Origin of the sequence: Candidatus Neoehrlichia procyonis str. RAC413, from assembly GCF_000964795.1 — a bacterium.
GTDB lineage: Bacteria > Pseudomonadota > Alphaproteobacteria > Rickettsiales > Anaplasmataceae > Neoehrlichia > Neoehrlichia procyonis.
On sequence record NZ_LANX01000001.1, the window covers coordinates 1 to 22728 of the forward strand.

The following is a 22728-nucleotide window of genomic DNA, read 5'->3' on the forward strand; positions in this document are numbered from 1 at the left end:
TAACTTAAAAGATTTCTCCATATCCAATTTTTAAGGTTTCGCTATCATTTTTTATAATAATGTTTCCTTCTTTATCTATTATTGAAAATATACCGCTGTAGATTTTTTGATCATATGTCTTAATCTGTATAGGAAGATCTAGTAAATAAGCTTTTTTAAGCCACAATTTTCTTACTTGGTAATAGGAAGAGTTTTAATATAAGTATTATTAACTATTTCTTAATTTTATACATATTATTCCTAATTTATAATTTTAGGTAAAGCAATGAGTGTATATAATTTTCTGTACTAAAGAACTAGCATGAGTTTATTATTTGTAACTTTAGTACATAATTAAGTTTTAGCGATTATTTATTGCAGGGTTATAATGCATTAATGCAGGATGCATGATGTATGTGTTTTCTAAAAAAGAAGATAGAGGGGGGGGGGATCCATGATGACGTAAATGACAGCTTTTTGTATAAATGGGCTTTCTGTTGCTGTTAAGAGCATTACTATTAGTATTTTCATCAGCAACTGTGTGTTCATCTTGGGGTAATTCTTGATAATTATATGGTTGGTGATTAATATAAAATAACTCTGAAGGTACATGAGCAGGAGTATTCGGAGAAATAGGTGTATTATTAGTCGTTAAGCTTTTTATATGATACATTATAACTTTACTATTGTGTGCCTCTTTTATTATTATGCTACACTGTGTATCTGAATATACTGTAGATAGAATATCGTATGCTGATACTAAACTGATATACCTTGTTGTTTGTATATTATCCAACAACGGTAATACTATAGGGCTAGATAGGCTTCTTATCAAGTCTAGCGCCATATACCTTGACATTGAAGGGTTGTATTCAATCTTATTGTAGTGTCTATTTACTAAGTAAGGTACTACAATAGCAAGTGCACGTGCAAATTTTAATGGCATTCCAATCATGTAATATATTGCTTGATACCCGAAAGATTTGCAAACTTGTGATGTATATTCAAGTATAACCGTAGCAGCAGATGATAGAACTACATATTTCCAACGCAAAATAAATTGTGGATTATTTGTTTTTGTGCTACTTATAAGTAGAGTATCATAAAGTTCTTTTGTTTTTTGAGAATTTTCCATTATTCCTAATGGTACGAAAGTTCTTACTATATACCAAACCACTACCATATTAAAATATTTGTTATGTATTAAGGCAGCAAGTTGTATTACAACATTTGAAGCCCATCTTAGCATTAGTGTAATAAAAAAAGGATTGTATGATGACTCATTGGTTCTTGTTCTGGATACTTTATCTTTTATAAAATTATAGTAGGATTTAGCAAACAACATTTGTGGTACACTAAAAAACAAACACAATACTGCTAGTGATGTAGTTACAATAACAGATGATGAATTAATTATGCCGCTGTACATTGGAAAGTATTCATCAAAATCAAAACTCTCACATGCATTTCGTTGATAAGACTCAGAGTTAGCGTTTGGAAGAAAGCAGGTTGTTTTATTATTTCTTGTGATAAAATCTTGAAATTTTGCTATAGTAGTAGCACGTATTGTGAATATTGTAAATATGCATATAGAGTACATTTGTGGCATATATGGGAATTTATTAAAAAAGCTTTGAGTTACATCTAATAATTTATTTATTATGGGATGTGTTTCTTTAAAATCTTCTTTTGCTTTTAACTGTACATCTAAAATTTTATCGCGTTGCTGGAAATAAGTTGTTAAGTTATTGTATGCATTAAATTCAATAAAAAGCTTTTGTTGTTCGGTAATGTAATTATTGTTGTCATAGGAATTTACAATAGCTGTTGCTAATGCTCGCATTAAGAACCATTTTTTTGTTAATATACAAAGATTATCTTTTTTTAATAACTTTTTTGCAGATATAATTAATGTATTAATATTCATAGGATGTACATTTTCTGTAACAAAGTCCATATATTCGCTAAGTTGATTTAATCTAAATTCGGATGGATGTAATGTAACATATTGATCTAACGCATAAAATAATTCAACCAGCTCATGCTGCATTTCGGATCTAAGTTGAGCAATGAAATCACTTTCTAAATGTTCTAATGCGTTCAAAAAGTTTTGAGTAGGTATGTATCCATATGTATCGTTGATTGCAATATTTAATACTTTTTCTGTAATTAGTACAGCAATACTATGACTATCTTTTGGCTTATTTGTAAATATTTTTTCAAAAGTGTTAATGAAAATGCCGTGGTTTATTTTTTGTTTGATAACATTGCGTATGGTACTATATGCTTTTTTGTCAAGGGGATTAAACTTTTTTATCATAAGGTTAAAATATACACACTTTAACTAAATAATAACATATGTTAAATTTTTTACAATAGAAAAAGAAAGTTTTATAATTTTTGTAAGTGATCTAAATTTGCTACTATTTTGGATATTGAAAGTTTTATATTCTGTAATTGTTGTTATGTGACGATATGATTGTAAGTTAATTTGTGTAATGGATATTATAGTGGTGTATCTAGAGTATATAAATGATCATAGTACATGTTTTGAGGAGCTAATGTATTAGCATAATGTATATCATCAAATATTAAAGCACAATCATCATCTGTGATATTGGTATCTTGATTGTATGGTGATGTTTGTGCTACATAATGTGGGTATATTATACTGTTCTTCTTCTGTATTGTGTGGTAGTATTTGTGCTGAATCTGATATATTAATACAATTTATCACAGAATTGGTGTGCTGTTTTTCTGTTTCATTTTCATATTTTAAAGACGTACTATAATAATTTACTGGTTCTCTAGAATGTTTTAGATGTTGTAAACAAGTTACTATGACTTGATTATTAGATAACTCTTCCATTATTGTGCTGCATTGTGTTGAATTTGGTATATTAATATAATTTATTACAGAATTGCCGTGCTGTTCTTCTGTTTCATTTTCATATTTTAAAGACGTACTATAATAATTTACTAGTTCTCTAGAATTTCTTAGATGTTGTAAACAAGTTACTGTGACTTGATTATTAAATAATTCTTCCATTATTGTGCCGCATTTTATGTCCGAATATAGTGTAGCTAGAACGTGGCATGCTAACATTAAATTTGAGTACTTTACATTGTCTATGACTTCCAATAGTGATAATGCAATAGTAGAAGACATGCATCTTATCATGTCAAATGCTATATATTTTGAAACTGAGGGATGATATGGAGCACCATATGAATTTATATTATGTATATATGGCAATATGGTAGCTAATAAACGTATATATTTTGTTAGTATGTTTAGGCTTGGAAAAATAGATGCGCTTACATATTCAAATATAATTGAACATATAAACGCAGAGATAATATATTTCCGATGTAAAATAAATTGTGTATTATAATGCTTTGAGCCTGATTGCAATGCCATAATATGGACTATTTTTATTTTTTGAGAATTTTCTATTATTTCTGATGGTGTATAAGATCTGAGTACATACCATTTTATAAAACCTTGACTAGGAAATGTATCAATGCATTGGAGTGCAATGTTTGATACCAGTCTTATTCCAACTGCAACAGAATAAGGTGTGATGATAGGTTTATAAAATGGTGCTATACGTATTTTGCTAAGAAAGAACAAAATTTTTGGTATAGAGAAAAAAAAATATATTGATGCTATTATTCTAGGAATAATAGTAAGTGATGTATCTGTCCCATGTTGTGGATATGCTTCAAGATCAAAATCTGCGCAAGAAATGGTAGTAAAACTAATGTGAGTTAGGCAAGATTGTGATAAAGAATTTCTTTCTAAAAAATCATTGAATTTTGCTGTGGAAACAATACGTACCATGAATATTGAAAGTGTACATGCAGCATGTATTGATAACATATATGAAAACTTTTTTAAAGCATTTGTGGTAAATTTTAAGAATTTATTAAGAATAGAATAATGTTCTTTAAAACTTTGTTCAGCTTTTAACTGTTCATCTAGAATCTTATCACGATGTTGAAAATAAAATACTAAGTTGTCATATGCATGAAATTCATCTGTAAGTTCTTGTTGTGCTTTATTATTATTATATAGAACATGTTCATTCATAATAGCTCTTGCCAATGCTCGCATTAAGAACCACTTTTTTGTTAATATGCAAAGGTTGTTTTTTCTTAATAATTTTGCTGAAGAACGAATTAATGCATTAATTTGTGTAGGATCTGTATGTTGATTAATAAAATTAATGTATGCATTAAGGCTATTTAGTTGAAATTCTGTTGGATGTAAGGTTACGTGTCTATCTAGCTCTTTAAATAAATTAACTAGTTCATGATGCATACCGGAACTAAGTTTATCAATAAATAATTTGTCTAAATAGTTAGTTACACTTGAAAAAGTCTCAGTAGGTATGTACCCATATTTTTCGTTAATTACGATACTTAATACTTGATCTGTAATCAATATAGCAATATTATGACTATCTCTTGGCTTGTTTGTTACTAACTTTTCAAGCATGTTTATAAAAAAGCCATGATCTAATTGTTTATTGATAATTGCTTCTATAGCGTTAAATATTTTTTCTTCAAGGGGGTTAAATCTTTTTCGCATATATTTTGGAAACACACTTTATATTGTATATAGTAACATATATTAAGATATTAAACAACAGTAGAAAAAATATTAGGATTTATATTGTGTTATTGTTTAGCTAGAACTTACTAATTTTGGGAATTATTTTTTATTTATGAAGGTTGTTATTTTTAGTTAATGTTTTACTAAAAAGCTAAATAGATTTGTTAGTTTTTTTGATGTGTATAGCATAGCACTTATTATTTATAGATGAAAATATTAAATTAAATAGCTATGCTTATCAACTTTTAAGTGCTGCTCAAATTTTGTTGTATTATTAAGTTAAAAGATTTGCTTTATGTAAGTTTATTCATTGAGAAAGTTATATAATGCATGTTAATACATCATGATAATTATGATGATTTTGAGTGTAGTTAAGTTTTTATATTGTTATATAGAAGGAAATGGATAATAAATGTAAAATGCTTTTCATGAATTTTATATATTTGTAACTTAAAAGATTTCTCCATATCCAATTTTTAAGGTTTCGCTATCATTTTTTATAATAATGTTTCCTTCTTTATCTATTGTTGAAAATATACCACTGTAGATTTTTTGATCATATGTCTTAATCTGTATAGGAAGATCTAGTAAATAAGCTTTTTTAAGCCACAATTTTCTTATATTTTGAAACCCGTTTTTTAGAAAATTTTGTCTTAAAGCGTGAAAATGTTTAAGAAATAGTTTTAAAAATTGTAAATTTGATAGTCTATAATTAGGATTGTGATCAATAATTGAAGTTGCATAAGACGGGGAATTATACATATTTATTCCTATACCTACTATTGACCAGCCTGTGGAAGGAGTTTTCTTATGTATCAATGTTCCGGATATCTTTTTTTTATTAACTAAGATGTCATTTGGCCATTTATAACTTATGTCAGGACATATTTTTTGATTGAGTACTTGATTTAAAGTTTTTTCGATAGCAATTGATGTAATAAACTGTAGTGGGGCAAGTTCAATGTTTTGTGTTATGACAATACTGCAATAAAAATTGCCTTTAGGAGAGTGCCACTTTCTTCCGTATTTTCCAGTTCCTGCAATTTGTTCATCAGAAATAATTACTGTACCATCATGTGCTCCTCGTTCTGCTAAAATAATTGCTTCTTCATTAGTACTGTATAAAATATCGTAATGATATATATAATATCCATCTGGTATATTGTTATTGTGCATAATTAGTGATTGATACATTATCTATATTATAGTAAATTCTTAATAATTGAATAGCAAAAATTAGTGATTTGTAGTGTTCTAGGTAATATCTCTCAAAAGAGTTTTTTGTATTATTTACAAATAATAGCTTTTCTAAAAAAGTCCTGTTATTAATTTAAATTTATTAAAGATATAAATGGAGATGTATTTTAATTTTAGTAAAAATAGGTTATTATAAATGTCAGAAATCTAATTGAGGATAATGCATAGGTGGAGTAAATCCTGAAATTTTATCATGTAGTATTGGTGCAAATGATGACCTGGACTTTATTAAAGAGTACCATTCTTTAACTGTATTACTAATATTCCATGGAAAGGTATCAATGTAATCTAATACTGAAATATGTGCAGATAAAGTAATATCTGCAAGTGTAAATTCGTGTGATACTAGCCAGCCATTTGTGTGAATTAAATGTTCTATATATTTAATATGAGATTGTAAATTGTACATAGCTGCTCTTAAAAATCTGGAATCTGGACTTTTATTTTGTATATAATACTTGGCAATTTTTTCACTAATTACATATTTTGTTACTTCATGATAGAATTTGTAGTCAATCCAAGAAATTAATTTGCGTACCTCTGACTTTTTATATGGTGACCCACCAAGTAGTGCGGAATTATCATGTGTTTCTTCAATATACTCGCATATTGCTTGACTATCTATGATTATATTTTGGTTATTAATAAGTACTGGTACTTGACATACAGGGTTAATTTTTATAAATTCTTCTCTTTTTTTCCATGGATTTTCTTCAATAAGACTAAAATTAATTTTTTTTTCTTTTAAAAAAACACGAACCTTTCTTGAAAAAGGGCACAAAGGAAAATGATATAATATATCCATATGGTGAGTTTATGCATCTGTGGTAAGCTTATATCATATTTAAGTAGATGATACAATTGGTTTTTAATTTACTGATTTTTCCATTTGTTAATCAAGTTGAGGGTTTTTTGATCTGAAAAATCTTTTGGAAGTTTGTTAAGTGTTAATGTATGACTTTTAGGTATACATATACTTTTGCATACTGCATAACTAATTTTTAATTCTATAATTTGATTATCTTGAGTTGTGAATGATATAGGAAATATTATAGTTCCAGTATAAATATTGCTGTAAAAATTCTGATTATTAATTTTATCTATGTGCTGTGAAGGGTTAGGCCAATGTAAGTTAAAGGTTTTTATATTATTTGTCCAAGTAAATGTTGTTGGTAATCCTATATCTCCCGGATCTTTATAATAAATATGCCATCCTTTTTTAATTGTGAATTTTATTCCAGCAACGATATTTGATTTTTTTACAGAGCCTAGAATAAAGTTAACATTTACTAAATTACCGTAATCTTGTGCATAAGAATTTTCATGTAGCATAAGAATTATTATCAATGTAAGGAAAAGTTTTTTCATTACTTATACGCTTATTATAAAGTACCAAGAACATTTTATATTTATAATATTATAGTTTGTAAACTGAATAGTGTAAAATTGTATTTATTATAGAATTGACTTGCTGTATATATATAATCCAACTATTAATTATTCCATTATTTACTATCTCTTTTATATAACTACGTATTCCTTTCTCATAAAGGTGATGAGGAAGCCATTTTTTTTAATGAAGCATCAATAATACTAGTATTACTAAAAAAAAGCTTAGTATGTCTACTATGTGATAAAAATGTAAAGTATACTATAAAATACATAATAAACTAAATATTTATGATTCTTGTAAAAGATTTATATTGGGGTTATTATTAATCAGCTAATTTAATATAGTTAGTTTGATATTATTATAGCTTTATAAAGGTGGTATTATTACAAGTTTTGAAAAAATTGACCAAAAATATAATTATGTTTTCTTTGTTTAGCTTTAAATAGCTTAATTTGAAGATAGTATGGCCTAAATTTTGCAAAGCGCTTATGGTACATGTCTATCAAAATGCTGAAATGTAAATACAATATAAACTTGATGGTAATACTACTAATGCATTTATAGGAAAAAACAGTATTATATATTTCAGGCTAATTGTATTAGCCTTATGCAAAAATGTGTTACAATTAAGATATTAGTTATAGCTAGTTATTATTTAAATGATTTGATTAGAATTATTGTTGTGTATATTATGATTTTTGTGTTTGTTATGCTGTAGATTTTCATTAAGTGTGTATTTTTTACGTTTAATATTATGATAGTTTCATCTAAAGATAAGATTTGTTTTTGGTATATCCGCTACCTTAAAAGCATTTTTGTAACTTTATTACACCAATATCAGTAGTGCAGGTAACAGTAACAAATAAAGTGATTAAATGGTATTGTATTAAAATATTTTAAGCTTTAATTGTTTTCTATGCTGGAAAGTTGTTTATTGTTATTTATAGTGTTTTTGTAGTTTATAACTTTTTTGAAAGTGTGTGCATTTTTTGCTATAATAAATAGCTGATTGTTCATATTAATTGAAATGGTAATAGATGGTTGGATTGCAATTAAGTGATGTTTCTCATAGATATAGGAAAAGTAAATTTTTATTAGATAACATTAATATTTCTTGTAAAAAAGGAGACGTTATTTGCTTGCTTGGACCTTCTGGTTGTGGAAAATCAACAATTTTAAGGTTAATATCGGGTTTAGAGAAATTACAAAGTGGTTCAATATGTATTAATAATAAGGTGATAGCAAATGAAAAAGTTTTTGTACCAACAGAGAATAGGAATATTGGTTTAATTTTTCAACATCCATCACTTTTTCCTCATCAAACTGTTATTGAAAATGTAATGTTTGCTATTAGAGATGTTTCAGGATCACAAAAAGTGAGTATTGCTTTAGAAATGCTAGCATCTATAAATATGGAACATTATAAAGATGTATATCCGCATATGTTATCTGGAGGTCAACAACAGCTTATCACTATAATCAGAGCAATTGCTCAGCAGCCAGATATTATGTTATTTGATGAGCCTTTTTCAAATCTTGATACAATGTTGAAATTAAAGATCAGAAAGCATATATTATTAATTTTAAAGCAGCATAATATTACTGTTGTACTTGTAACGCATGATCCAGAGGAAGCATTAGAAGTTGCTGATAAAATTTATGTAATGTCTGATGGATATATAGTTCAATCTGGTACAGCTAGTGAAGTTTATTATAACCCTAAAAATCATATACTTGCTCAATTTTTTGGTGAAGTTAATTGCTTTTATTCTAAAGTAGTTAACAAAAGTGTACATTTATCAATAGGGAAAATCCCGACTACTTTTAATGAAGGAGATAATGTTATGGTTTGTATTAGACCTGAAGCAATAATTCCTCAGCAGTATGGTGTTGGCGTAAAAGTAATCGTAAAATTCGTAAAATTTTTTTGTAATATGCTGTGTGTTGGCAGTAAAGATAATCTTTATTGGATGAGATTTTCAGGTGCAGTATTACCAAAAATAGGTGATAATATTTTTGTATCGTTGAATATAGATCAAGTTTTATTGTTCAAGTTGTAGTTTATAGGGAGGGAATTTTTATGACTTTAGGTCCATGGCAAATTTTTTTAATATTAATAATAATTTTAGTACTCTTTGGGGCAGGGAAGTTACCTCAAGTTATGGGTGAGTTAGGAAAGGGCATTCGTAATTTAAAAAGTGAACTAAAAGATCCTAAGATTACATCTACTACAAACGATGAATCAGATCATTAGCTTTATTTATATATTTTTTCTTTAGTGATTTGCTAATATTGTTAATATTTGTAATTATAAAATATTGGAGAAGATGCCTCTGTTTTGTATTTGGATGTTATATTATTAATAAGTAGTGCTTACTTATTATTTTAATAGTTATGTGCAATTGAGTTTTTGAATAGCTGTTATGTGTTTATTATAAGAATATTAATGACTTACAAAAGAATATGTTTTTCTTTAATAGTAGTCATTTAATTAATGTATAAAAATGAATTGGTGAGAGTACTGCATAAATCTTACGTTGAAGTTTTTGAAGAGTGTATTAATATAGATTTATGTGGTTGTTTATTATTAATAGCACTGAAAATACTAAAGGTAGAGTATTATTTTAATAATATGGATATTCATAAATTAATTTATTTATTTGCAAAGTTACCAAACCTTGGTCCTTCATCTTCTAGAAGGCTTGTGTTGTATTTGTTGAGAAATAAAAAGGATATAATGTTGCCTTTGGCCCGTAGTATAGAGAAATTGGCAATGCAAATAAAGGAATGTGAAATATGTTTTAATATGGATGTTGCATCACCATGTGCGATTTGCTCTGATGTAAAACGTGATAAACAGGTTTTATGTATTGTAGAAGAATTAGATGATCTTTGGGCATTTGAAAAGGGTAAAATATACTTTGGTACGTACCATGTTTTAGGGGGAGTGCTTTCGGCTCTTTATGGTGTTGGTCCTGAGAATTTAAATTTTGGTAATATTATATATAGAATAAAAAAGTATAATATTAGAGAAGTAATAATTGCAACTAGTAATACTATGGATGGGCAAGTGACATCTCATTATATAACTCAAATTGTTAAAGATTCTGGAGTGAAGGTTACTAGACTTGCATGCGGTATTCCTGCTGGAGGAGAAATAGACTACCTTGATGAAGGAACATTGAGTGCAGCATTATCATCAAGATATGTGATATCATAGTATCAAATGATTCATATGCTTTTGAGAATATTATATTAAGATTTCATACATAATATTTTTTAATAAAAATAAAAGTAGTAGATATATATAAAGCGTTGAGTAATATTATGTAGTAGGAAGATAGTGAATTATATCATTTTTCCACATAACAGATCTGAATCTAGATTTTCTAATATCCATAAATAGTGTGAATACTAGGAATACTATAATTATATTATAGGATGTATTGTTGCAATATGTTGAGGATATACTATAGATTGAAGAATGATTATTTATGTTTAATTGTATTGGGAGTAAGTTTTGAAATGCTTATTAGTGATTGTTTGTATGTAATATGAATTTAAAAGTTTTGTATATAGTTAGGTATAAGATGGTATTTGGTTATTTTATGTATTATAATGCTAATATGAAGAATAGAAAGAGTTTAAATTCTATTATTGCTGTTTTTCAGGAAGCATTGTTTGAATGTAATTGCAAGATTATGCATCATTTTAAAGTATGCATCTTTTCCTTGATACTTATTGTTTCCTAGAAGATCAAGTATTTGTATACTTGCATGTTTACTGAGTATCTTATACTTATTTTTGCTGGTTTGTGATTCAGTAAAAATGCATTTGATATTATGTTTGATAATTGTCTTTGTAATATTGCTTAATGTTTTTGCACTAATATTTGTTGAATCACTTGGTGATAAAGATCCAGCAAAATTTAACTCAAAGTACTTTTCAAAATATTGATATGCATCGTGTGTGGTAACGTAAGGAAGATCTTTTACATTACGGAGTATATTATTAATGTTGTGACTTAATTGATCAATTTTTGATAGTACTATACTAGTATTATTTGCATACGTAAAAGCATTTTGTGGATCATATTCTGTTAATACATCACAAATTCTTTTTACTATTTTTTTTGCATTACTAGGACTTAACCATATATGTAGGTCTTTATTATAGTTTGACACATGTGGTACATTTCGTACGGGTAGTAGTGGTACGCAACTTGAAAGTTTAATAAGAATTTTGTTTTTTATTTTTGGTATAAAATGTTCAAGCTTATCATCTATATAAAATATGATATCACTAGAGTTTATTTTTAATATATCTGATGGTTTTAATATGTAATTATGTATTTGTGTGGCATTTTGTATTAACAAAGCAGGCTTTGTAATTCCATAACTAACAGCACTTACTAGGGAATGTATGGGATTTATAGTTGCTGTGATTTTATGTGTGGTATATCCTGTAACAGGTAGTAATAAAGCAATAATAAAAAAAAATATATGATGCATAAATTTAATAAAAAATTTATAAATGTTATAATAAGTTACATATAGCAAAATGCAAGTCAATCAATATATCCTAACTGTTAACAATTTGTTATTTTTTTATGGACAAGAAAAAGTTATTGATGATGTGAGTTTTTCCATAAAATCAGGTGAAATAGTTACTATATTAGGCCCTAATGGAGGAGGAAAGACCTCATTGGTTCGTATTTTAATAGGAATATATAAGAATTATTATGGCTCAGTGCAATATAGCAAGAAATTAACAATAGGATATTTACCACAACACTTTAGTATGAACTATTTAATACCGATGACAATAGAATACTTTTTGCTTAATAGTTATTCTAAAAAGGTGCAAACACAAAATTTAGACAATATTTTAGAACATGTTAATATTGCAAAGATATTAAAACGGCAAATATCTGAGATATCTACAGGAGAATTACAATTAGTGCTTTTAGCAAGGTGTTTAATGATGGAACCTGATTTAATAATTTTAGACGAGCCAGTGAGTTGTATGGATGTAAATGCAAAAGATGTTTTTTATAAATTAATTTATAATTTAGTTGATATGTATCATTTAAGTATTATTATGACATCTCATGACTTACGTAGTATCATGTCGCATTCAAATCGTGTTATATGTATTAATCATAAAATTTATTGTGATGGTTATCCTAGTGAAATTACTAGCAATAAAAATTTTCTAAATTTATTTCCAACATATGTTTAGTAGTGTTGTTAACATAATACGATTGTTTAAGATACTTATCTTATTAGTGCGATATAATATATTGCCTTACACTTATTTTTTATCAAAAAAGTCAATACGCTGCAAAACTCAAGGTCAAAAGATTAAAATTGTATTACAGAAGTTAGGACCCGTATTTATTAAATTTGGACAGTCACTATCTGCTAGAGTAGATATAGTAGGAGAAGATATAGCGTCAAATTTATTATTTTTATGTGATAAGTTACCATCATTTTCATATTATGAAGCTGTTAGTGTTATAGAAAATGATTTTTGTTGTAAAGTAGAAAATATATTCTGTAGTTTAAGTAGAAGTCCAATAGCTGCAGCATCTATAGCTCAAGTTCATAAAGCTATAACTGCGGACGGTAAGATAAAAGCAGTTAAGATTTTGAGACCAAATATTGATAAAGTGTTTGATACAGATATTAAATTAATGTTTTGGTTAGCAAATCTAACTTATAATTTTAAAAGTTTGCGTAGATTTCAAATTTTAGAACTTGTGAAAATGTTTTCTGAAATTTGTAAATTAGAACTAGATTTACGTTTTGAGGCAGCTAACGCAGAAGAGCTGAAAAGAAACATTAGAAGTGGTGATAATTTTTATGTTCCAGAGATAGATTGGAGCAGAACTACGAAGCATGTTTTAACGTCCGAGTGGATAGATGCTACCTCTATATATGAAGTAGATAAAATAAAAAACCATAATGATGTTGTCAAGAATTTAATTTTTTGTTTTTGTAATCAAGTATATAGGGATAAGTTTTTTCATGCTGATATGCATCCAGGTAATCTAATGGTAGATGAAAATAATAATATTATTGCTGTAGATTTTGGTATTATGGGTAGACTTGATGAAATGACATGTATGTATGTGTCAGAAATATTATTGGGGTTTTTGCGTAGAGATTATAAATATGTAGCTGACATTCATTATAAAGCTGGATATGTTTCTGAAAGATATGATAACTTTGTGACTGCTTGTTGTGCAATAGGGGAGCCAATAGCTGGAAAAAATGTACAAAGTATATCGATGGCTAAATTGTTAGCTCAGCTATTTAAAGTAACTTCTGATTTTAATATGAAAGTACAACCACAACTTTTATTGTTACAGAAAACTATGGTGTTAGTAGAGGGATTATGTCGACAATTGTCTCCACATGTTAATGTGTGGCAGATAGTTGAGTTGTGGATGAAAGATTGTAGTGAATATAATAGCAATAAATGCATAAAAAAGTTGAAGAGTTCCTGCTTATATAAAACAGTACAAGATATTCCACTATTGATTCAGAAAATAGATAGAAGCTTAGATGTAATTATTAGTTATCAGGATTTGAAATACAATGATGCTAAAAAACGTAATATAAGTTTTGTATATATTTTTATAATAATTGTACTTATTATGAAGATTATTATTGGATAATATTTTTAATATATAAAAGTATATTTACAGTAGGAAGTTCTATTTCGATTTTGAAAAAATTGTTTATATGAATAAATCTTTAGTAAATTGGTTAGTAATAGTATTATTCTTTGTTTGCATAGGTAGTTTTGAGTGGCTTTATGCTGTCTTTGGAAAAGTAGTGTTTTACAGTGATTTAAAAGTTGCATATTTATTATTTGTGCATATGCTTTTTTTTTCCATATTTCAGCTCTTTTCTGGATCATTGATAGATTATTTTGGTATAAAAATTACTATAGCATTAGCATCATTTTGTTCTTTGATAGGAATGATTTTACAAGTATTTATCAGTACTAATTTATTTTTTGTTATGCTGTTTTTATCTCAATTTTTTTTAACTTTTGGTGCATCCTTTACTTTTATTGGTATCGGCTATGTCAGTAGAAGATTCTTTTCATCATATTATGGAGTAATGTTTGGTTTAGCACAAATGATTTATAGTTTATCATATGCGATGTTTAATGCTATTGTGTTTTTACATTGGGTCTCTATAAGTAATTTTAGGTTGCTGACTACTTGTAATATAGTATTGCAAGGCATAGTGTGTATTTTAACATTGTGTGTGGTAAGTAATCCAAGAGGATATAATTGTCAACGTAATGTTATATTATATGATGTTGTTAGGCAATGTTTATGTAATATTTATGATGTATCAATAGTGAAAGCAATATGGTTAATATCTGCATTAGGAAGTATTTCTTTTGGTATGTTTTTTTCATGTAGTACGTTTTTGTGGTATAAGATTAATATTTATTCTAATGAATTTTTAGCAATTACTTTATCATATATGTGGGTAGGGTTTTCTATAGGATCCCCCGTTTCTTGTTGGATTTCTAATTATTTTCGTGATAAAAAATTTACCTTTTTAGTATTTAGTGTAATACAGTGCTGTAGCTTAATTTTTTTATTAATGATTAATTATAAAATTGAAAATCAATATTTAATATATATATATTATAGTATTGCGTGGTTATTTGGATTTGCTTCGGGTGGACATATGATCGCATTTGTTATTGGATCAAATGCTGTAAGTTTATATAAGATATCAACTGCTTGCGCTATTATTAATGGATGTATGTGTATAATGAGTGGTTTAATAATATTAGTAGTGATGATGTTAGCTATTTATTATGATATATCTTTAATTATATTAATATTTTCAATATTATCATTATTATTATATATTATAGCAGCATTTTTTTCTATACGTAATACTTCACTAAATATAAGAAGTTCTTTTTAGTTACGTAATTTTTTTTGTTATTGTATACTTTATCATAAAAATTGATTAAGTATTTCATATAGTCAAAAGTATTGCTTATATCATGCAGAACATTAAAATTTATATTTACTTAACATAAGTTATATTAAGGGTTAATGATAATTTGAACATTATTGATTACGAGATAATTATAAAATAATCTTTAAGTAGGTAACTTATATTAAGTATCAAATATACACTGAGCATTTATTTAAATGCTTTCATTAATATAAAGAGAATGTTGAAGCATTTTACTATGATATTTAATGATATATTTAAGGTTATCTTTAAAAAGAACAAAGTAGTAAGCTATAGGTGCTTTATTCAATATTATTTATAATATTAAAAAGTGATCTTTTAATACCTTATTTAAGGTACCATTGATTTATTTTGTGGTGCTTTTTTTATGTTTTGTAGTTGTTTGAATCGTACCATAGCTGTTGTGTATTTTAAATCATGCAGATTATGTGATGACGTATAATAAAAAAATTAAATGTTAAAAATAATCAATTTAAGAAATTTACTTATTTGTGTTTGTTGTTTGAATGTAGATAAAGATATTTTGAATAAGGATCTGATATTAATAATTATATTTATAAACTAGTGCTAGTACTTCATTTTTAGCTAGGAACCAAAATGCTAATTTATGTACATGACTGTTTAATATTATATTAAGTTATGCGATGTTACAATTAATATAAGTATGCTGTTATTTTACAATTTCTCCTTCAAGGCTATTTTGATATCCATTTAGTATTTTTACATTAATGATCTTATTATAGTAGTATTCTGGTGTTTCTGTTGTAATATATACAGACTGCATATGTGGAGTTTTACCTATTATTTGATTGTTAAATTTACCTTTTCTTTGGCCAAAAAGTACAGAAATAGTTTTTCCAACGGTTTCCTTGTTAAAAGATAATTGTTGTTGAAAAAGTAATTTTTGTAGTCTTGATAAGCGCTTACTTTTTTCACTTTCTGGTACTTGATTTATATATTCTGCTCCAGGTGTACCTGGTCTTGGACTATACTTAAAGCTATAAGCTTGTGCAAATGTTACTGTTTTTACTAGCTTTATTGTTTCTTCAAAATCTTGTTCTGTTTCTTCTGGGAAACCAACTATAAAGTCGGATGAAAAAGCAATATCTTTACGACAATTTTTTAAGGTTTCTATAATATCAATGTATTCTTCATAAGTATGCTTTCTATTCATTTTGCGTAGCACTTTATTAGATCCAGATTGTATTGGCAGATGGACAAAAGGCATTAGTTTTGGTTCATATTTATGTGCATCATAAAGTGATGTATGCATATCACGTGGATGAGATGTTGTGTATCTTATTCTTTTGATATTTTTTATTTTTGCAATATGCTGAATAAGCATGCCTAAATCACATGGGTTACCTTTGTGTGTTCCATGATATGCATTGACGTTTTGTCCTATTAAAGTGATTTCTTGTGCACCATTATCAGCTAGAACTTCTGTTTCTTGCAGTATTTCTTCTACTGTACGGGAATATTCTGCACCTCGCGTATAAGGTACAACACAAAATGTACAAAATTTATCGCATCCTTCCTGCACTGATATAAATGCAGAAATTCCTTGATCCTTTGTGTATTGACTTACTGGTAGTGAGTCAAATTTAGAAATAACAGGAAATTCTATATTGATGTAACGGCCTTTACTTCTTTGAATTTTTATAATTAGCTCAGGAAGTGTATGTAAGCTTTGTGGGCCAACTATTATATCAATGAATGGTGCTCTTTCGAAAATTTCTTTTCCTTCAGCTTGTGCTACACATCCGGCAACAACAATAATAGGTTTCTTTTGTAATTTTCGTATTTGACCTAGTTCTGAGTATAATTTTTCTGAGGCTTTTTCTCTAATATGGCAAGTATTAAGGATAATGATATCTGCATCTAATGGTTGTGTTACTACTGTAAAGCCAAGAGGTTTAACAATGTTTTGCATTATTAGGGAGTCATATACATTCATTTGACACCCATACGATTTTATGTATAAACCTTGCATATTTTAAAGTTACTGCTTGTTAATGTAAAATTTATTATGATTATATATATCTTCACATTAAATACAATGACTGTTTATAAGTATCATTGATTTTGTAATGCTGTATTATTTTTGGCTGTATTTCCTATTTTATAAAATTAAGATAGTAAGGCAGTAACATACTGTAGCAGTGTAATTAATACCCATAGTATGTATAAATGTTAAGTGAAATTTTAAGAGTTTTGGTGTTGTCTATTACTGAATATTTTGTTTTTATATTTTAATATATTTATAGTTCATATATTAAATGATTGTAATTTTGGTAACAACTTTGTTGTTAGTAGTATAATTGTATAGTGCTACTTTCTCCTTTTCCTACTATTGCTGATAATTGGTAAATATTAATTTGTATTTGGAATTTTGAATGCCCAAAATCTTTTATTTTTTGTGATATAGCATATGTAAAAGTTGTTTTATTTGTTATTGTAAATGTACGTATAATTTTCCCTATATTGTTGATAATTTCTATATCATACTTTTCATATTGTTCATCTAATGGCACATCTATATTGTCTAGCCACTGTGCATTAATGCGGGCTCTTCGTATCCAACTAATGTGTAAATTTTTGTTTGCGTCAAAGAATGTGTTTACGTGAACTACTGATAAAGGCTTTAAGCTTTTTGCATTATATAAATGTTGTACTGCTTTTGCATCGCTAATTGTTTGTCCATATGATACAGCCTTATATGATAATAGTTTATTGATTAATGACATGTTCATTTTTAAATGAATAAGGTTATGAAGGAGAATGAAATGTTCACCGCTTTTATGTTGATATATATACTTTTCTGTACCATATCTTCCTCTTAGTAAATAAGTAAGTTTATATTTATTAGTTTCTATTAATTGTGCGTTTTTGAATTGTATTATTTCTTGTCCAAGTAATGCAGTATTATTACCATCTAGTAATGATAAATTGCTTATATTATATAAATTTCCTGTTTTAAGTAATATAATTATAATGTTTTGTTCATCCGGTATTGCTTCTGGGCCTACTTCTAATGTATTTAATGAAATTCCCGTTATTGTTTCATGTACTATGTGTAGTATGGGATTATATTGATTTTTATAATTATTGGCATAGATGATACCTCCTTTCCAATGAAGTTCAGTTCTATTAACTGCAAAATATAAGGAGTTTTCTGTAGTATTATTAATGCATGGTAAGTCTAGAACCATTAGGTCAATATTGCTGATGTGATTAATAGTATGTGATGTTAGTATTGATAGGTGTGTTTTTAAGTAAATGTTATTATTGATAAGGTATGGTGTATATCCTTCAATAAATATGGATAAATTATTAAGTTCAATATTTGTGATTTTTAGCAAGTATAATATGTCGTTTATTGTAATTTCTATTATATCTGATGTGCTTAAAAAAATATATTTTATAGGTAATGTAAATTTAAATATACACTTTTTATTGACTATGCTATACAAGATATTATCGGTAATGCTTTGAGCATAGGTGTCTTCTAGTACTAATGTGGTGTGTAAGGTTTTTGTAGCATTTGTGGAATTATTTTGTAATTCAGAGTATTTTAATTTTATTTGGTAATTTGGTTGCTTGCTAATATATAGTAGGTTTATTTTATTGATGAACTCAGTGTTATTTATTATGCTGATAACATTTTGAGAATTATTTTTATTAGGTATAATATCTTCTAAGGGGATTTTTGTTATATTCTGATGGTTATCTTGTGCAATAATGAGCTTATTGTTTTCTTCTATAATGTTAAAACGATAAATATCTTGTAAATCTTTAAGAATTGATTGTACTGATTGGTATGAAGCAATAGTATATCCTTCTACAGTATTGTGTAAATTTGTAATAGTGAATGAATCATTGCTTAAGTTAACTTTGTATAGTATATCTTGTATAATATCTGCAAGTGTTATTAGTGTGATTTTCCCTTCTATCCAATATCCTGTTTCCCAATTTTTTGTATCATGCCAATTGTCTTGCATATTAGGAAAACTAGGATATGGTCTTGCGTCCCATCCCCAAAGAAACATTTTTTCTATCATTTCAGATGATTTCCAAGTTTCTAGAGTACCTTGTATAGCAATTTTTTGAGCAGAAAAATCAACATGTTTATTTGAAATAGTAGGGTAATGATAGTTAATGATATTATAATCACGTATAATATTTGGTTGATTTGTACAATTATCTATGCTTGGAAATCCATATTCAGTAAACCATATTTTCTTCATTTTAGGAATCCATAAAGTTTTATTACCGTTGGGGTTAGTATGATTATTACTCCACCAGTAGAGAATGTTTTTCCAGCTAAATTCACTATTTGTATAAATTTTTTTTTTCTTATTTAAATAGAAGTAGTCGTATCCTTCACCGCTTTTCCAAGCGTGAATTATATCATTTACAGTAAATCCTTGTATTGGTTGTGGAGCATCAGTTAAAGGGAAATATGCATTTATCCCTACTACATCTATGTATTGAGATGCCCATAGTTTATCCATGTTGTAGTACTTATTATGCGAATGATACTCATTATAATTTGCTGCATAAGTTATTATTGTTGAGTCTCCTAGAATATTTTTAGCGTATTTTGCTAGTGCTATTAGCTCATCAATTCCTGGATAAAGGTTGTTTGTATCTGCAATTTGAGTAATATTAACAAGTTCTGATCCGATTATGAAGGCATCTATTAGGCCTTTAGTTAGTGTACAATAGTGCATAATAAAGGGATTATATTGATTTTTAAAAAAATTATTAATATATTCGATGTTGCCGCCTAGGCTACTACGTGAAGTTTTTTCTTTTGTATCTATCAGTAATAGAGGATATAATAATATTTTATATCCGCGTTTTTTAAGTTCATGTATATACCTTATTAATGAAGCATCATTGACGGTACCTCCATATGTTAAATTATCATCATTTTTAGAAATAATTTTTGCATTATTTCTAGTAATGTTAGCTACGTTCCAATCATCAGGGATTGTTTTGGCATCGTTTTTGAATTCTACAGCAGGATATATATTGCAATTTTTTATATCTAGGCTATCTGTATACCAATTAACTACTACGGATACCCATTTTATATTTGGTAGATCTTCTTTAAGTTGATCTAAAGATGTAAGAGCATCTGATTGTCCAAAATTGTTGTTATGATTTATTCTATTAGCAATCCCATATGGTATATATTCTTCTCCAATTTTTTCTACAGGGATTTTCATTTGTATTTTTGTATCGTATATAAATTCTCCAGATCCTGGAATAATATGTATGTTTTCAATTTTTTGTGTAACATGATTTGTATTGAAAAAATTATTGGGATATGACATTATTTCAAATGTAAAGTTAGGAATTGAATTATTGTAATTTTTTAGAGGAAAATCTTCTATTACTATATAAGATATTCCTCGGTATGCTGGTGCATGCTTTTGAATAGACAGTATTAAAGGGTCTGGTTCTTGTATTTCAGTGCCATGATAAAATCGATAATTTATCTCATCAATATTTAGTAGCTTTGTATTAGCCCATATTTTTAATATTTTTTTTACTGGACCAGAACATATAGCAATTGCTAAGGTTGCATAATAACTGTAATTTATTAGATGATGAGAAGAAGTAGTAGAGGTAGGATTATTTGTTATGTATATATCATCATGGCTAACTTCTTTTATGGGTTGTGCCCATATTATATTACCAGCTATGCGCATTGTACCATATATTATAGGTATTATTTTTCCATATACAGATGTTTGAATATTTAAATTTTTTAGTGTAGCAGATTGGGTATAGGATTCTTTTGTAAATTGAAATGCTTCTGCATCTATATTTGCACCTATAATGTTACCTATTGCTTCTCCTATAAAGGAGCCAATTGTGCCTGTTGTGTTGCTATCGAAGTTTTTTTCAATAGTAGATAATACTAGTGTGGACATAAAGCTCCTGTTTGACTTGGGAAATGTATGCGTGAAGAGTAGATAAAAGTAATAATTGTACTATTTGTGATGAGTATTATTATATACTAGTTACAAATTTTTATTTTTTATAATAAATATTATGATTTACATGTAATGCTATTTACTATGATATTTTATTTAATATAAGATAGATTGCTAAGGATTAAATGTTTATCATAATGCTTTATTTTAGCATGTTTGTTCTATGAAACTAAACATAAATGCTCTTTTTGTGAGTCAAATATTAATTATGTTGGTAGCGTTATAATAAAGATTGTTACTAAAATAATAGCTATAGAGCTAAATGTTATGTTATGCACTATTGATATATTTATAGGTAATATTTTAAGTTGTAGCAAATAGTTATGTGTGAAAATTTAATACGTTTAAGTAAGTATTAACTATCTTTGTTAAGACATAGCAATTGTGTACATATTTATATGAATTATATATCCATATTATTTTATGTAAATGTTGTTATAAATAGATTAAAGTAGATTATATAAGTACATAATATTGACTTTGGTAGTATACCTATTTTTTAGTATGACTAAATAATGAATGTAGGCTTTATTATAATATAAGTATAAAGTTAATTATTTTAATGTGATACTAAAATATAATGGGTAGTAATATAAATATTAGTATTGTAATTGTATGATCTTATTAAAAGAAAAGAATTTACGTTCTATTGTAGCATTGAAGTGTGTTAGTGTTATGTATTGAGGGTAATTAGTTTTGTTTTGTAAGGAGAAGATAATTAAATTTATTTATAATAAAATGTCATTATCCTTAATACTTGTCATATTAGAGAAAAAGCCTCAGAAAAGTTATACTCAGAACTAGGTCCAATACGAACTACAAAAGAAACTTATTGTTGTGCAGAATAAAGGACTTTTATAGCCTATTAATTTGCTTAATGTTTAGTGTTATAATAATAAAGTGTTGGATAATTAGTGTGATCTTCATAAATAAAGGGAAATGAAAATACGTATGCAATCATGTGATACCACTTAGGAAACAGCTTGTGTTCTGTTACTTGTTGTATTGTTGTAGATGTATGAATTATTTTATGATGATAACTCAATATTGCAAAATGCCAAATATTGTGGTGTATTTTTATTAATAATATGTCGCCTGGTAATGCAGATAATGTTTCTTTGTGTACTAGCAAATGTTGTATTTTATTATATATAGTATTTTTTTCTAGATCTTCTTCTATGGTCAAACTATAATTTACTTGATCAAAGTAGTGTAAAGGTAAATTAGTTTTGGATTGTATGTTTAGTTCTTTTGCAATTCCTATTATTAATCCTAAACAATCACATCCTCCTTGACATTTAGCATTTTTTTTAAGTCTTCCTTGATGATGAAATTGTGTACCAATCCATTTTCGTGCTGTTTTGATAATATGTTTGCGGGTGATAAAATTCATCATTTTACAAAGTTTATTATGTAGTTGATTTTTATGTATGTGATGGTACGTTTTTATAG

General features: G+C 27.1%; 16 protein-coding genes. 6 read left to right on the forward strand and 10 right to left on the reverse strand.

Annotation, left to right across the window (positions count from 1 at the left end; all coding sequences use genetic code 11):
- Window positions 1–4 precede the first annotated feature (4 nt).
- From NLO413_RS04825 to NLO413_RS00025, 6 genes are all read right to left on the reverse strand, one after another.
- A complete protein-coding gene (locus NLO413_RS04825) occupies window positions 5–166 on the reverse strand; it encodes a hypothetical protein (protein WP_156965543.1) in 162 nt (53 codons plus the stop codon).
- A 174-nt stretch (window positions 167–340) separates the two neighbouring features.
- The gene (gene cpg1 / locus NLO413_RS00005) at window positions 341–2299 is read right to left on the reverse strand and encodes a Cpg1 family polymorphic protein (protein WP_045808525.1); all 1959 of its coding nucleotides are present in this window, start codon (window positions 2297–2299) and stop codon (window positions 341–343) included.
- Window positions 2300–2584: 285 nt separating this feature from the next.
- A complete protein-coding gene (gene cpg1, locus NLO413_RS00010; protein WP_045808526.1) occupies window positions 2585–4573 on the reverse strand; it encodes a Cpg1 family polymorphic protein in 1989 nt (662 codons plus the stop codon).
- Window positions 4574–5047: 474 nt separating this feature from the next.
- Complete coding sequence (locus NLO413_RS00015) at window positions 5048–5773, reverse strand: biotin--[acetyl-CoA-carboxylase] ligase (protein WP_045809319.1); 726 nt, start codon at window positions 5771–5773, stop codon at window positions 5048–5050.
- Window positions 5774–5993: 220 nt separating this feature from the next.
- Complete coding sequence (locus NLO413_RS00020; protein ID WP_045808527.1) at window positions 5994–6659, reverse strand: glutathione S-transferase family protein; 666 nt, start codon at window positions 6657–6659, stop codon at window positions 5994–5996.
- Between the two features lie 68 nt (window positions 6660–6727).
- Window positions 6728–7186: a protein-disulfide reductase DsbD domain-containing protein gene (locus tag NLO413_RS00025; RefSeq protein WP_198138883.1), complete on the reverse strand. Its 459-nt coding sequence runs from the start codon at window positions 7184–7186 to the stop codon at window positions 6728–6730.
- Window positions 7187–8284: 1098 nt separating this feature from the next.
- On the opposite strand from NLO413_RS00025, the gene NLO413_RS00030 reads away from it, so the two are divergent.
- The 3 genes from NLO413_RS00030 (at window position 8285) to recR (ending at window position 10467) form a co-directional block, all read left to right on the forward strand.
- A complete protein-coding gene (locus tag NLO413_RS00030) occupies window positions 8285–9307 on the forward strand; it encodes an ABC transporter ATP-binding protein (RefSeq protein WP_045808529.1) in 1023 nt (340 codons plus the stop codon).
- A 20-nt stretch (window positions 9308–9327) separates the two neighbouring features.
- A complete protein-coding gene (gene tatA, locus NLO413_RS00035) occupies window positions 9328–9501 on the forward strand; it encodes a twin-arginine translocase TatA (RefSeq protein ID WP_045808530.1) in 174 nt (57 codons plus the stop codon).
- A gap of 378 nt (window positions 9502–9879) precedes the next feature.
- The gene (gene recR / locus NLO413_RS00040) at window positions 9880–10467 is read left to right on the forward strand and encodes a recombination mediator RecR (protein WP_045809320.1); all 588 of its coding nucleotides are present in this window, start codon (window positions 9880–9882) and stop codon (window positions 10465–10467) included.
- A gap of 424 nt (window positions 10468–10891) precedes the next feature.
- Here recR and NLO413_RS00045 read toward each other — a convergent pair whose 3' ends face one another.
- Window positions 10892–11758: a metal ABC transporter substrate-binding protein gene (locus NLO413_RS00045; protein ID WP_045808531.1), complete on the reverse strand. Its 867-nt coding sequence runs from the start codon at window positions 11756–11758 to the stop codon at window positions 10892–10894.
- A 49-nt stretch (window positions 11759–11807) separates the two neighbouring features.
- Between NLO413_RS00045 and NLO413_RS00050 the strand changes: the two genes are divergently transcribed.
- The 3 genes from NLO413_RS00050 (at window position 11808) to NLO413_RS00060 (ending at window position 15211) form a co-directional block, all read left to right on the forward strand.
- On the forward strand, window positions 11808–12488 hold the full coding sequence (locus NLO413_RS00050) for a metal ABC transporter ATP-binding protein (RefSeq protein WP_045808532.1): 681 nt from the start codon (window positions 11808–11810) through the stop codon (window positions 12486–12488).
- On the forward strand, window positions 12481–13929 hold the full coding sequence (gene ubiB / locus NLO413_RS00055; RefSeq protein WP_045808533.1) for a 2-polyprenylphenol 6-hydroxylase: 1449 nt from the start codon (window positions 12481–12483) through the stop codon (window positions 13927–13929). Before NLO413_RS00050 ends, ubiB begins: the two co-directional genes overlap by 8 nt.
- A gap of 67 nt (window positions 13930–13996) precedes the next feature.
- Window positions 13997–15211 (forward strand): MFS transporter, encoded by a 1215-nt coding sequence (locus NLO413_RS00060; protein WP_045808534.1) that lies wholly within the window; start codon window positions 13997–13999, stop codon window positions 15209–15211.
- 727 nt (window positions 15212–15938) lie between these two features.
- Here NLO413_RS00060 and miaB read toward each other — a convergent pair.
- From miaB to NLO413_RS04740, 3 genes are all read right to left on the reverse strand, one after another.
- Window positions 15939–17261, reverse strand: a complete 1323-nt coding sequence (miaB, locus tag NLO413_RS00065; RefSeq protein ID WP_045808535.1) for a tRNA (N6-isopentenyl adenosine(37)-C2)-methylthiotransferase MiaB — start codon at window positions 17259–17261, stop codon at window positions 15939–15941.
- Window positions 17262–17577: 316 nt separating this feature from the next.
- The gene (locus NLO413_RS00070; protein WP_045808536.1) at window positions 17578–21213 is read right to left on the reverse strand and encodes a glycoside hydrolase/phage tail family protein; all 3636 of its coding nucleotides are present in this window, start codon (window positions 21211–21213) and stop codon (window positions 17578–17580) included.
- 937 nt (window positions 21214–22150) lie between these two features.
- Window positions 22151–22672, reverse strand: coding sequence for a C40 family peptidase (locus NLO413_RS04740; protein WP_052690353.1), 522 nt, complete (start codon window positions 22670–22672; stop codon window positions 22151–22153).
- Window positions 22673–22728 lie beyond the last annotated feature (56 nt).

What these genes read in the sequence shown, in the direction of transcription:
- NLO413_RS00050 (WP_045808532.1), top strand. Translation starts at nt 11,808, where the DNA reads ATGCAAGTCAATCAATATATCCTAACTGTTAACAATTTGTTATTTTTT.
- NLO413_RS00020 (WP_045808527.1), bottom strand. Translation starts at nt 6,659, where the DNA reads ATGGATATATTATATCATTTTCCTTTGTGCCCTTTTTCAAGAAAGGTT.
- NLO413_RS00045 (WP_045808531.1), bottom strand. Translation starts at nt 11,758, where the DNA reads ATGCATCATATATTTTTTTTTATTATTGCTTTATTACTACCTGTTACA.
- NLO413_RS00015 (WP_045809319.1), bottom strand. Translation starts at nt 5,773, where the DNA reads ATGCACAATAACAATATACCAGATGGATATTATATATATCATTACGAT.
- NLO413_RS00030 (WP_045808529.1), top strand. Translation starts at nt 8,285, where the DNA reads ATGGTTGGATTGCAATTAAGTGATGTTTCTCATAGATATAGGAAAAGT.
- cpg1 (WP_045808525.1), bottom strand. Translation starts at nt 2,299, where the DNA reads ATGATAAAAAAGTTTAATCCCCTTGACAAAAAAGCATATAGTACCATA.
- NLO413_RS00070 (WP_045808536.1), bottom strand. Translation starts at nt 21,213, where the DNA reads ATGTCCACACTAGTATTATCTACTATTGAAAAAAACTTCGATAGCAAC.
- NLO413_RS00025 (WP_198138883.1), bottom strand. Translation starts at nt 7,186, where the DNA reads ATGCTACATGAAAATTCTTATGCACAAGATTACGGTAATTTAGTAAAT.
- NLO413_RS04740 (WP_052690353.1), bottom strand. Translation starts at nt 22,672, where the DNA reads ATGATGAATTTTATCACCCGCAAACATATTATCAAAACAGCACGAAAA.
- recR (WP_045809320.1), top strand. Translation starts at nt 9,880, where the DNA reads ATGGATATTCATAAATTAATTTATTTATTTGCAAAGTTACCAAACCTT.
- NLO413_RS00060 (WP_045808534.1), top strand. Translation starts at nt 13,997, where the DNA reads ATGAATAAATCTTTAGTAAATTGGTTAGTAATAGTATTATTCTTTGTT.
- ubiB (WP_045808533.1), top strand. Translation starts at nt 12,481, where the DNA reads ATGTTTAGTAGTGTTGTTAACATAATACGATTGTTTAAGATACTTATC.
- cpg1 (WP_045808526.1), bottom strand. Translation starts at nt 4,573, where the DNA reads ATGCGAAAAAGATTTAACCCCCTTGAAGAAAAAATATTTAACGCTATA.
- miaB (WP_045808535.1), bottom strand. Translation starts at nt 17,261, where the DNA reads ATGCAAGGTTTATACATAAAATCGTATGGGTGTCAAATGAATGTATAT.
- tatA (WP_045808530.1), top strand. Translation starts at nt 9,328, where the DNA reads ATGACTTTAGGTCCATGGCAAATTTTTTTAATATTAATAATAATTTTA.